The sequence below is a fragment of the Chryseobacterium sp. FH2 genome (assembly GCF_001045455.1).
Taxonomy (GTDB): Bacteria; Bacteroidota; Bacteroidia; order Flavobacteriales; family Weeksellaceae; genus Chryseobacterium.
Genome location: NZ_LFNE01000002.1, coordinates 269,882 through 282,334, shown reverse-complemented (window position 1 = coordinate 282,334; position 12,453 = coordinate 269,882). Strand labels below are relative to the sequence as shown.

General features: G+C 33.6%; 13 protein-coding genes. 6 read left to right on the top strand and 7 right to left on the bottom strand.

Features of this window, described 5'->3' with window-relative positions:
* The first annotated feature begins 82 nt into the window (after positions 1–82).
* Positions 83–556 (top strand): hypothetical protein, encoded by a 474-nt coding sequence (locus tag ACM39_RS04160; RefSeq protein ID WP_048509761.1) that lies wholly within the window; start codon positions 83–85, stop codon positions 554–556.
* A 231-nt stretch (positions 557–787) separates the two neighbouring features.
* Here ACM39_RS04160 and ACM39_RS04155 read toward each other — a convergent pair whose 3' ends face one another.
* From ACM39_RS04155 to ACM39_RS04145, 3 genes are all read right to left on the bottom strand, one after another.
* Complete coding sequence (locus tag ACM39_RS04155; RefSeq protein ID WP_048509760.1) at positions 788–1,330, bottom strand: lipocalin family protein; 543 nt, start codon at positions 1,328–1,330, stop codon at positions 788–790.
* Between the two features lie 74 nt (positions 1,331–1,404).
* A complete protein-coding gene (locus tag ACM39_RS04150) occupies positions 1,405–2,139 on the bottom strand; it encodes a LytR/AlgR family response regulator transcription factor (protein WP_048509759.1) in 735 nt (244 codons plus the stop codon).
* Positions 2,140–2,201: 62 nt separating this feature from the next.
* A complete protein-coding gene (locus tag ACM39_RS04145) occupies positions 2,202–3,989 on the bottom strand; it encodes a histidine kinase (RefSeq protein WP_048509758.1) in 1,788 nt (595 codons plus the stop codon).
* Between the two features lie 135 nt (positions 3,990–4,124).
* Between ACM39_RS04145 and ACM39_RS04140 the strand changes: the two genes are divergently transcribed.
* Positions 4,125–4,802, top strand: a complete 678-nt coding sequence (locus ACM39_RS04140; protein ID WP_048509757.1) for an SIMPL domain-containing protein — start codon at positions 4,125–4,127, stop codon at positions 4,800–4,802.
* 11 nt (positions 4,803–4,813) lie between these two features.
* Positions 4,814–5,989: a VWA domain-containing protein gene (locus ACM39_RS04135; RefSeq protein WP_048509756.1), complete on the top strand. Its 1,176-nt coding sequence runs from the start codon at positions 4,814–4,816 to the stop codon at positions 5,987–5,989.
* A gap of 109 nt (positions 5,990–6,098) precedes the next feature.
* Here ACM39_RS04135 and ACM39_RS04130 read toward each other — a convergent pair whose 3' ends face one another.
* Positions 6,099–7,304, bottom strand: a complete 1,206-nt coding sequence (locus tag ACM39_RS04130; protein ID WP_048509755.1) for an NAD(P)/FAD-dependent oxidoreductase — start codon at positions 7,302–7,304, stop codon at positions 6,099–6,101.
* Positions 7,305–7,409: 105 nt separating this feature from the next.
* Between ACM39_RS04130 and ACM39_RS04125 the strand changes: the two genes are divergently transcribed.
* The gene (locus tag ACM39_RS04125; RefSeq protein WP_048509754.1) at positions 7,410–7,790 is read left to right on the top strand and encodes an STAS/SEC14 domain-containing protein; all 381 of its coding nucleotides are present in this window, start codon (positions 7,410–7,412) and stop codon (positions 7,788–7,790) included.
* 44 nt (positions 7,791–7,834) lie between these two features.
* Here ACM39_RS04125 and ACM39_RS04120 read toward each other — a convergent pair whose 3' ends face one another.
* Positions 7,835–9,037 carry an MFS transporter gene (locus tag ACM39_RS04120; protein ID WP_185097446.1) on the bottom strand — a complete coding sequence of 401 codons (1,203 nt, stop codon included), beginning with the start codon at positions 9,035–9,037 and terminating at the stop codon, positions 7,835–7,837.
* A 185-nt stretch (positions 9,038–9,222) separates the two neighbouring features.
* On the opposite strand from ACM39_RS04120, the gene ACM39_RS04115 reads away from it, so the two are divergent.
* A complete protein-coding gene (locus ACM39_RS04115) occupies positions 9,223–10,080 on the top strand; it encodes an AraC family transcriptional regulator (RefSeq protein WP_048509753.1) in 858 nt (285 codons plus the stop codon).
* 115 nt (positions 10,081–10,195) lie between these two features.
* On the opposite strand, the gene lipA is transcribed toward ACM39_RS04115, so the two are convergent.
* Positions 10,196–11,062 (bottom strand): lipoyl synthase, encoded by an 867-nt coding sequence (gene lipA, locus ACM39_RS04110; protein WP_048509752.1) that lies wholly within the window; start codon positions 11,060–11,062, stop codon positions 10,196–10,198.
* Between the two features lie 107 nt (positions 11,063–11,169).
* Between lipA and ACM39_RS04105 the strand changes: the two genes are divergently transcribed.
* Positions 11,170–11,802 (top strand): hypothetical protein, encoded by a 633-nt coding sequence (locus tag ACM39_RS04105; RefSeq protein ID WP_048509751.1) that lies wholly within the window; start codon positions 11,170–11,172, stop codon positions 11,800–11,802.
* Here the strand turns inward: ACM39_RS04105 and ACM39_RS04100 are convergent.
* Positions 11,799–12,359, bottom strand: a complete 561-nt coding sequence (locus ACM39_RS04100) for an RNA polymerase sigma factor (RefSeq protein ID WP_048509750.1) — start codon at positions 12,357–12,359, stop codon at positions 11,799–11,801. The genes ACM39_RS04105 and ACM39_RS04100 overlap by 4 nt on opposite strands.
* Positions 12,360–12,453 lie beyond the last annotated feature (94 nt).

Sequence of the window (12,453 nt, the reverse complement as noted above, 5' to 3'; positions counted from 1 at the left end):
ACGTAAAATTCTCCCTGACGGACAATATAAATTGATTTTTTCTATTTTTGATGAGAATTGTTTAAAACTATAATTAAAAAATATGGCAAAATATGATGATGCATCTTGGCATTGTGGAGGAGATTTTCCGGAAGGGCTTCCTGAGAAAAATGGGGTAACACACACAGGTATGTTTCTGAACTGGTGTATTCAAAATGATTTGATTTCAGATGAATTGAAAGAAGATGAAGAAGAAATACAAAAATTAATGCGGAGAGAAATCACCGGAGCAGAATTTATTATGGATTCAATGGACGGAAAATTTTCTGAATACGATTTGAATGACTTGGGAAATGCTTTTGCGCAGGATTATTATAAAGACGATACCGATTTTGGAAACAGATTCAGTTCATTTGCCGATGATTATGTGAATATTTTTGATGCTAAAGCTGAAGAAAACGATTACGAATATGAAACTTTTTACCACATCGAAGATACGTATGAGAATTATGACCTGATGAAGCTTGTGATAGACCATCGTTTTCAGGAATGGAAAGAATATAAGAGCTTGGGCTAAAATTCCCCTTTCTCATAAGATAAAAAATCAAGACTTGGAAATTTCCGCTAAAAATAAAAACTTAATTCTAAAATTCCAAAACTTGCGTGAATTCAATTTTTGATTTCAGTTAAATATTATATTACGCTTCAGGCAGTAGAAATTTTTTAACAGATTAAGTTTTTATTCTTAACGTTCAGAACTGGTTTTTAAAGCAACATTATGTGCCTCCTCAGCTTTCTTACCCTAAAGTTATTGATTATGCTTCACCCAGATAAGTTCGTCCGTATTATAACCAATTTTTTTCGCCTTTTCTAAAAAACGCTGTCTGATGCTTTCAGGTATTTTTGTGGTTCTGGATAAAATCCAAAGGTATTTTAAACTGTTCCCTGCAACCAAGGCATATTGATAGTCATCATCAATATCAATCACATTATAACCGGCCCAAATAGGTTTAAAAAATGAAACTTTTAAACGTGCTTCTGTTTTTTTATCAACAAATTTTGCTTCTCCAATGGACTCTTTCCACTCTTTTTTGACGTAATGATATCCTTTATTATCCACCCGGATTATTCCGTTTGGGCTTTGGGAATAAGTGGCAGTAACGTTATCCATATCTTTCTCAAATTTGTAATCGAAGCGTGCAATTTCATACCACTTTCCAAGATATTTATCCACATTAAAATTCTTTACAGCTGTTGCTCCTTTAGGAATCCCGACCGAACAGGAACTGAAAACAATCAGACCCAAAACGCCCAGCGAAACCGGAATTGCTATTTTTTGAAAAGTCTTCATAATACTATTAAGTTTGTGATTATGATGAAAACTTCAAAAATAATGCCTTAAGGATATTAATTCAGCCTTAAAGACTAAGAAAAAACTTTCAGAAAATTATCTTTAAAGCTCCCTGAAATTTCAATTTCCGTATCATCAGAAAGTGTTGCCGTCCCACTTTTATGATAAGATTTCACAAAAATGGTGTTGATAATATGTGAACGGTGGACTCTTACAAAAGGATTTTCCAATAAATCATCAAAATGTTTTAAAAATCTGCAAACCATTTTTTTAGACCCATCCGTAAGATACACCTGAGTGAAATTTCCATCTGCCTGAAGCCTTACGATATCTTCTGTTTTTACCACGTCAAAACCCTGTAATGTTGGAAGAATAAGCTGTTGCTTTTCAGGTTTTAATTTTAAATTTTCAAGGAGAATTTTATTACGGTTAAGTTCTTCTTTATTTTCGAGACTTTCTGCCACTTTATTTACCGCTACAATAAGCTCCTGAATATCAATAGGTTTTAAAATATAATAACTTGCCGATTTATTCAGAGCCTGTAAGGAATATTGTGAAAAAGCTGTGATAAAAATTGTCTCGTAAGAAAATTCCTTCGTCGCTTCCAAGACATCAAAAGCATTTCCGAAAGGCATTTCTACATCTAAAAATACCAGTTGAGGTCGTTTTTCAGCAATCAAAGGAATAGCTTCTTTTATATTTTCAGCTTCACCCAAAATTTCCACCTGCGGACAGTATTTTGTAAGATAATTTCTCAAAACATCTCTTGCAATGACTTCGTCATCTACGATTACAGCTTTTATTTTCATATTTTTTCAGGTTATAAGGTGATAGATTTAGGTTATAATACTCAGAAAATTCACTTTGTCAGTCATTTATTCACCATTTTATAACTGATTTTAACCAAAACTCCCTGTGCTCCTTTTTTATCGGTGATTTTACATTGGATATCTTGATTGTACAAATCATTCAAGAGTGTTATTCTTTCCAGTGTATTTTTCATTCCGCGGCCTTCCCTGCTTTTTTGGTGAATTGTTTTCTGTTGTCTGCTTTCCTTTATTCCGATTCCGTCGTCTTCAATAATAATTTTTAAATGCTGATTGTTTTTTTCAAAACTTAATTTTAAAAATCCTTTCTCCGTTCTATATCTTAACCCGTGCCAGATTGCATTTTCCAAAAAGGGCTGAACAAGCATTCCGGGAACCTTCAGATTTTGTGTGCTTACATTTTCATCAATTTTAATTTCATAATCAAACTTGTCTGCAAAACGTGTTTTTTCCAGGGCCAGATAATTTTGAAGCAGGTCTAATTCCTGCTGGAACGGAATAAAATCTTCAGTAGAATTTTCCATCACACCACGCATTAATTTTGAAAACCTGGTTAGATACTGATTAGCTTCCAGTTCGTTATTTGTTGCAATAAAATGATTGACACTATTTAAGCTATTAAAAATAAAATGCGGATTCATCTCCCGGCGAAGCGACTGCAAAGCGATTTTCTTATTCTTAATCTGGACTTTTTTTAAGGTTCTGAAGATGAAAACCATTAACCCCATTAGGAGAATCAAAGCACCAATCAGGCTGTAATTAAAAATATTTTTCTTTCGGATGAGCTCGTCTTTCAGTTCTCTTTCTTTTTCCAGCTGACTGATTCTCTGTTCTGTATCCTCCAAAATCTTATTATCAACCAAACTTCTGTCCTTTGAAACCAGATCCGGCAATTTTCCAAGAAAATCTCTGTACAACTGCACAGAAGCTTCTTTATTGTCAGAAATGTTATAAAGGCTATCTAATCTTTTTACACTTTTTTGGGCTTCTAAAGTATGGCCTTTCTGCAAAGCAATTCCATAAGCACTTTTTAATAAACTAATTGCTTCTTCAGTATCATTTTTCTTAATGTAAATATCTGCTAATTCCTGAATCTGATTGACTTTTTCCTGAGAATTATCTTTTACAAAATCTTCCTTTAAAACCTTTTTCTGAGCTTCGATTGCTTTATCAAAGTTTTTGTTTTCAACATAAAAATTTGTAAGCTTTTTATTAATTTCCAACGCATGTTGAGGAGTTTCTTTTTTAGAAAGTTTATAAGCATTATTCAGATTTTCTTCTGCTTTGGGAATATCTTTCTGCTGAATGTTTACATCTGCCATTTGGCTGTAACTCGCTGCCAAATCACCTTTATCATTTTCTTTTTCGGTGATCTGGATATTACTTTGAATCGCTTCCGCTTTCATTTCCGGAGAATTGGCAGAAAGCCTTGTGACATCATTAGAATTTACTGTACGGTTTTCACTGGAGTATCCTACTTTTGCAGCTTTACTGTAATTATGTATTGCAGGGGTTATTTTATTTTGTTTTTCCTGTGATTGAGCCAGTCTTCGCGTAGTTTTTTCAATATTGGGCCTATCATTCAGTTTTTCGTAAATAGTTTTGGCTCTGGTATAATACTCTTCGCTTTTAGGAAAATTTCCGTCGTTGAAAAATGTTTCTCCAATATTGTAATAGGATTCTGCCTGAGCTGATTCGTCTTTAGAATCAACAGCCTTTTTCAGCTTTTTACTTTGTGTCTGAACTTCCTGTGCAACATTAGTTACCTGAGAATATATTGTATTCCCAAAAAGCATCATAAAAAGGATAATAAAAAGCCGAATCATTTTCATAAAACAAAGATATACATATATACAGTTTGCCAAAAACTATTCACCAAGTGAAACCCTCATTTCACCAAGTCTTTAAAATTTCGGTTCTGAATCCTGATAATTTTACATTAGAATTTAAAATTAAAACAAGAAATTATGAAATTGAGACATTTTTTATTAATCGGATTATTTATTCTTGGAAACTTTACAAACGCACAGGAAATCAAGAAAAATGCAATTGAAGTAACGGGAGCAGCCGAAATGGAAGTAGAACCGGATGAAATTATCTTCAACATCGGAATAAAAGCTGACAACAAAAATGATTTGGCGGATAATGAAAAAAAATTATTTGAAGCACTCAAGAATGACGGAGTGAAAAATGAAGATATTAAATTTAAATCCATGTATCAGAATTTATATTCAAAAACGATAAAATTCACAAAAAGTTTTCAGTTTAAAGTCAATGCTAAAACCAACGTGAGTAAGCTTTTTGAAGACTTAAACCAAAAATGGATAACAACCTTAAACATTTCTGAGGTTAAAAACACAAAAATCGCTGATTTTAGAAAAACCGTTAAAATCAATGCATTAAAGGCCGCCAGAGAAAAAGCAGATTATTTATTGGAAAGTATTGGCAAAAAGACAGGAAATCCAATCGAAATCATAGAAATCGAAGATTATATGAGTGATACGATTGTTCCAATGGCCTATAAGTCTGCAAAAATGAGCAATGTACAGCTGGAATCTGCAGATACAGGAGTGGATTATTCTTTTGATAATATAGAAAGTATCAAGCTGAAATACAGCATCAAAACAAAATACGAAATCCTTTAAAATATAAAATCATGACTACTATTAAAATTTTAGCATTAACATTAGGGGTTACAGCTTTTTTACACGCCCAAAACGGATCGCCTGCCCAAAGAAAACCTTTAAGAAGAAATATCGTTCCAAACGAAATTTCTTCATCTGTAAGCAAAGAAAATAAAATTCAGGTGGCTTTGCTTTTAGATACATCAAACAGTATGGACGGCTTGATTGATCAGGCAAAATCCAGACTTTGGAGTATTGTAAACACATTGACAACATTGAAATATAACGGAAAAGCTCCACAAGTAGAAATTGCCCTTTATGAATATGGCAATGACGGAATTAAGGATGAAAATTACATTCGGCAGGTCACCGCACTTACTCAGGATCTGGATTTGGTTTCTGAAAAATTATTTGCCTTAAAAACAAATGGCGGAAGTGAATATTGTGGTGCTGTAATCCGTGATGCCTCTATGAACCTTAATTGGGACAGTAATGAAAAAAGTATGAAATTGATTTATATCGCAGGAAATGAGCCGTTTAATCAAGGGAAAGTAAATTATAAAGACGTCATTTCCAAAGCGAAAAATAAAAATATCTACACCAATACTATTTTTTGTGGTGACAGAAATGAAGGAATACAAAGTTTCTGGCAAAACGGAGCTGTATTGGGAGACGGAAAATATTTCAATATCGACAGCGACAGAAAAGTAATGTATATTGAAACACCTTATGATATTAGAATTTCTGAATGCAACACAAAATTGAATGACACGTATATTTATTATGGAAGCCGGGGTTCGGAATATAAAACGAAACAGGTGATTCAGGATAGGAATGCAGAAGCCCAGTCTGCAGCCAATGCAGTTGAAAGAACCGTTGCAAAGTCTAAAAAAAATGCTTATAAAAATGACCATTGGGATTTGGTTGATAAAGCTGAAAAAGACAAAGATTATATTTCCAATATCAGGCAGGAAGAGCTTCCTTCTGAATTAAAAGGAAAAAGCAGTACGGAAATTCAAAAGGTTGTCATACAAAAATCTGCCGAGCGCGAAAAGATTCAAAAAGAAATTAATGAACTATCAAAAAAGCGCCAGGATTATATTGACACTGAAATGAAAAAGCGTGGAAATTCAGATTCTGATGACCTTGGAAAAGCGATTGAAAAATCGGTTCTTGAATTAGCCAAGAAAAATGGCTACAGTTCGTAATTGTTAGAAAACCGCGCTTCAAATTGAAGCGCGGTTTTTATTTTATCTAATAAATTGTAAATAATGATGAAACTGAAAAGTGTTTTTTTACTTGTAAATAATAAAAAAATTACCTTCCGAATTTAAAATACCTCGATAACGGATGCTTTTTTCCCTGCATAAAAAGAGAAGCCATTTCCATCCCGGTAACTGAAAAAGTTATTCCATTTCCACCAAAACCTAACACAAAATAAGAATTTTTAAATTTTTCATGTTCACTAATGTATGGAAGCCCATCTTTTGTTTCGCCAAAAGTTCCTGCCCAGACAAAATCTGTATAAAAATGATAATCAGGTTTTATTTTCTTTAACCCTTTTAAAATTTCCTTTTCTTTTTTATCAAGAAGCTTATCCCGTTTTTCTGCGTCATAAAAATCTTCGTCTCCTCCTCCAATAAGCATTCTTCCGTCATCTGTTGTACGCATATACATATAAGGCTCATCAGTATTCCAGACTAAAGTACTCGTGATATTTTTAAATTTATCATCATCTATTTCAGAAACCACAGCATAGGTACTTTTTAAATTGACAAAGTTTTCTTTAATTAAATTTTTACTTTCATACCCAATACAGTAAATAATTTTCTTTGCTTTAATTTGAAATCCGGAATCAACTGTAACTATATTAAAACCTTTAAAATATTCAACTTTTATCATTTCGGTCTTGTCGAAAATTTTCAAGCCTTTTTTGGTATTCAATTCAAATAATTCATGAGAAAATTTGAATGCGTCAATACTTGCTCCCTGATTTGAAACAATTCCTCCAAATGTTTTTTCAAGCCCAAAGTTTTCCAGAATTTTATCTGCGTCCAACCATTTTACCTCAAAACCCGCTTTTTTTCTGGCTTCAAATTCCTTTTTCAACCAATCGACATCTTCCTTTTTAGAAGCGAAATACAGGGATTTTTTTCTTTTAAAACCTGCTTTAGATTTTATTTTTTCCGAAAGTCTTTCTAAAATGTCAATAGAATCTGAACACGCTTTATAACTTTCTATAGCGCCCTTTTCACCTATTTTTTCCTTTAACTCAAAAAGAGGAACGTCTATTTCGTACTGCAGCATGGATGTTGTCGCTGAAGTGCTTCCATTACAAATTTCACGCTTATCAATAAGAATTGTTTTGTAACTATCTTCTATCATTTGATGAGCAATCAAACTTCCTGTGATTCCGCCACCGATAATTAAAACATCACATTCTTCATCTGATTTCAAGGATGGATATGATTTGATCAATCCGTTTTTTAAAAGCCAAAACGGTTCGTTAGATTTAAGATCCATATTAATATTTTACACTAAAATAGTAATATTTATGAGTATTTTAACGATTTGTGGTTTAATTATTGTTCTTTGACCTAAAATCAAACCACATTAAAAATAATAGATATGATAACGATTATTCCAGAAGCTCCGGAAAATGTTGCGGCATTTAGTGCAACAGGAGATGTGACGAAAGAAGATTTTGAAAGCTTGGTAGTTCCACATGTAAAAGAAAAAGTAGAACAGTTTGGTGAACTGAATTACTTATTGTATTTGGACACTGATCTGGAGAATTTTACAATGGGAGCCTGGCTTCAGGATGCACTTTTAGGATTAAAAAATTTGACAAATTGGAACAGAGCTGCCATTGTCACAGACAAAGAAGGTGTGCAGAACTTCACTGATATATTCAGTGTTTTAATGCCTGGAGAATTTAAATCTTTTCCAAAAGAAAATTTATACAATGCTCTTTATTGGTGTAAAAATGGTAATGAAGTAGAAGCGTAAGGAGTATTTTTAAACAAAAGGAGAAGCAAATTTGCTTCTCTTTTTTATTTATCACAGGAAACACATTCCACTGCCAGTTTATCTTCATCCTGTGCTTGCGAGCTGTATAAATATTTGTATCGTAAACTGATAATCAGACCTATTAAAGTCATTCCGACTCCCACTAAAGAAGGATATTTGAAGGAATAACCGTGTTCTAAAGGAATTCCTCCCAGAAAAGCGCCCATTGCATTGGCAATATTAAAAGCCGCCTGCATAAATGCTGCTGCCATCATTTCACTTTTTGGTGCTGCTTTCATCATCATTATATTAATCGGCGCTGCAACGGACATGGATAAAGCTCCACAAATAAAGGTTAATGTTAACGCAATATTTTGATATTCGGAAAGGAAAAATACTCCTGCCAAAGAAGCCATCATTAAGAAAAGCAATAAAGAACAGGTTTTTTCGGGACCTAATTTATCCGATAAAATACCTCCTGCCAAATTCCCTACAACCATTCCTGCTCCTGCAAGTATCATTACGTAAGCCATCTGGCTCTCTTTAATTCCGGCAATTACAGTCATCAAAGGCGTAATATAACTAAACCAGGTAAAAAGTCCGCCAAAACCAATTGCTGTAATCAGCAATACTAACCATGACTGCCTTTTTTTCAGGAATTTCAATTCTTCCAAAAAATGACTATCTTGATTCGTTTCCATCGTTGGAAGCCAAAGTTTTAAGAATAATAATGCAACTAAGCCAATTGCTCCAACAATGGCAAAATACCATCTCCAATGGAAGGCATGGCCGATATACGTTACTAAAGGAACCATCGCAAGATTCGCAACCGTAAGACCGGTAAACATTAAAGAAATATAAAGTGCCTCCTTCCCTTTCCCGGCCATTCTTGATGCTACAACAGTACCCACCCCGAAAAATGCTCCGTGAGGCAATCCGGAGAGAAATCTGATAATCAGCATACTTGTATAATCCGGTGCCACTGCGGATAATGCATTGAATAGTGTAAAGATCATCATCAATACGATCAGAACTTTTTTAGGGGGAAACTTCACAGAATATCCAATCAAAATTGGAGCTCCAATTACCACTCCCAAAGCATAAGCGGAAATCAAGTGTCCCGCTTCAGGAATTGTAATCTGTAATGTTTTTGCAATGTCGGGAAGCAATCCCATCACTGTAAATTCCGTAGTTCCGATCCCCAAACCACCGATGGCCAACGGTATTATTCTTTTATCAATCGTCATTTTTTATAACCCTTTTTTATGAATCATTTTTAGGAAGAATCAACCAGAACAATTAATTCCTGTTAGAAAGTGCAAAAATCGGGAGAAATAACCATTTTCGCTTCCGTCTGAATGATAAAAAATTGCTCTGTATTAACATTTTTATTTAATTTTATATTATTAAATAATCAAATCAGAACCCCACAATGAAAATCCAGAAGGAAATCATTGAATTTGAAAAAGAAAAATCATTTAAGCTTTTTTCACCATCCCTTAAAAATTGTTTTTTTTGGCATTACCATCCTGAAATAGAACTAGTTTATGTAGAAGCTTCAAACGGGATACGGCATGTGGGAAAAGATATTTCGGGTTTCACAGACAGTGATTTATTGCTCATTGGCTCCAATGTCCCTCATCTCAATTTTGATTACGGGATTCAGACTGAATGCAAACAACTCGTTCTGCAAATGAGGGAGAATTTTCTACAGGATTTGATTCTCAACATTCCTGAATTTGATCAAATTAAAAAACTTTTAGATCGTTCTTATCTTGGATTGTCATTTTTTGGAGAAACGAAAAAAACTGTTGTTGAAAAGCTTAACATTATCAAGGATAAAAATTCTTTCGAATCTTTGATAGGTTTGATTGAAATTTTACAGATTCTTGCCAACTCTGCTGAAGTAAAAGAATTAAACAATGAAGATACCAGAATAAAATGGTTTTTGAATGATAAAATCAGAATGGGAACGATTTATGATTACATTCATGAAAATTATGATAAAAAAACAAATGTCAATGAAATTGCAAAAACGGTGAGTTTAAGTACCCCCGCTTTTTGTCGTTATTTTAAAAAACAAACCAATATGACCTTCACAGATTTTGTGAATAATTACAGGATTAATCAGGCACAAATCTTTTTGCTGAAAGATTATTCTGTGACGGAAGTTTGTTTTCAGGTGGGTTTTGAAAGTCTCTCCTATTTTAATAAATTGTTTAAACAACACGTGGGGCAAACACCTTCTGAATTTAAGAAGAAACATTTGAGAAAAATAGAAATCAGGTAAAGAAAACTGCAAAAATCAAATGAATTATTCTATACATTTCAAATAGACTGCTTCGTCGCTTCGCTTCCCGCAATGACCTAAAAAAATCGCTCCAAAATTGAAGCGATTTATATTTTTAGTGGATATGTTTTTCTGCATGGTAAGAACTTCTCACAAGAGGCGAACTCTCAACATGCCTGAAACCTAAGCTTCTTGCAAAATCTCCAAATTCATCAAACTCTTCCGGTGTAATAAATTTTTTCACAGGAAGATGTTTTTTTGTCGGCTGTAAATATTGTCCTAAAGTAATTACGTCTACATTTGCATTTCTGATGTCTTCGATCGTTTGGAAAACCTCATCTTTAGTTTCCCCTAAACCCAGCATTACTCCTGTTTTCGTTCTTCTTTGTCCGGCTTCTTTCAGATATCTTAAAACGTCAAGGCTTCTTTCATATTTTGCCTGAATTCTCACTTCCCTTGTCAGGCGTTTTACCGTTTCCATGTTATGAGAAATTACTTCCGGAGCTACATCAACCAATCTGTCAAGATGTTTTGTTAAACCTTGAAAATCAGGAATTAAAGTTTCCATTGTAGTTCCCGGAGAAATTCTTCTTACAGCATTTACAGTTTCACCCCAAAGAATTGAACCCATATCTTTCAAATCATCACGGTCAACAGAAGTCAACACCGCATGCTTGATTTTCATTAATTTGATTGATCGGGCTACTTTTTCAGGCTCATCCCAGTTCACGTCGAGCGGTTTTCCGGTTTTTACTCCACAAAATCCGCAGCTTCTCGTACAGATATTTCCTAAAATCATGAAAGTTGCTGTTCCTTCTCCCCAGCATTCACCCATATTCGGGCAGCTTCCACTCTGGCAAATCGTATTTAATTTATATTTATCAACCAAAGTTCTCAATTCTCTGTAATTCTTTCCGGTAGGCAGTTTTACACGAATCCATTTTGGTTTTTGAACGGTAGTATCTTGAACTAAATTTTCCATTTATTTCTCAAATTGAGGTTCAAAGTTAAGGATTTTTTTATCGAAACAATCAAAGACAGGCATTGATGAAACATATAATTTCGTAATTTTAAAGCTTAATATTTTCTATGAAGACGACATTTTGCTTTCTATCCATCATTTTCAGCACACTTTGTTTTGCCCAAAAAGAATTTCAGCCTAAAGATTCAGAAATCATTGAAACCGTTGATGGTGATTTAGATGGTGATAAAATTCCTGAAAAAGTGATTGTTTACAATACAAAAGATACAACTGATATGGGAAATATACGCGAAATTCAGATTCTGAAAAAAATTAACGGAAAGTGGATAATCCTAGAAAAATCCCGAAATGCCATCCTTGAAAGTAAAGGCGGTGGAATGATGGGTGATCCTTATCAAACCACTGAAATACAAAAAGGGATTTTACTCATTACCCAAGCCGGAGGAAGTAGTTGGAAATGGGGATATACCGATAAATACAGATTTCAAAATGGTCATTTTGAGCTGATTGGCTATGATTCTACTTATGGAAAACCGGAAGAATATTTTACAAATGTAGAGTTTAATCTTTCAACAGGCCAGCTTAATTTTGAAAAAGAAGTTGAAAATGCTCCGGAGTATGGTAAATCTAAAAAGGAAATTTTCATTAAAAAAGGATTGAAAATAAATCTCCAAAACAGAAATCAAGAAAAACAAAGAAAAATTACACTTCCCAAAACGAAGGAAGATGTTTATTTTTAATTATCCTCAAACTCATTATTTTTCAATAATTCCGCTAAAACTTTTTTAGCTCGCATTACTCTTACTTTGGTGTTAGCAACGGAAATTCCCAGCTCTTCGGCTATTTCTTTGATGCTTTTTTCCTCAAAAAATCTTAGTTTGATAATATCCTGATAATTTGCGTCTAAAGATTCGATAGTTTTAATGATTTTCTTTTGTTCTTCGTCAGAAATCATCAACTCTTCAGGTGATTTTGCATATTGGTTTTTAACTTCGTCCAAATTCTCTGTGGGATCCTGATTTTCACGGGCCCTTTTTCTCCAAAAATCAATGATTGTATTTTGAGCAATCGTCAAAATCCATGTTTTAAACTGAAAATGAGGATCGTACATATCCAATTTCGACAAAATTTTTGAAAAAACATTCACCGTAATTTCATCTGCATCATTTTCATCCCTCACTTTTTTCATCACAAAAGAAAAAACATCAATCCAAAAGATATTGATGAGCTTGGTCTGAGCTTTCTGGTCTTTTTCCTTTGCTTTTCCGATGAGCAGGAATAATTGTTCGTCGTTCATGGCTAACAAATATAATTGATTTTATGTGAATTTGCAATAATCGGAGATAGCTAATTAATCTATTTCTTTCTTTCAGCCTTCTTTGCTTTTTGAC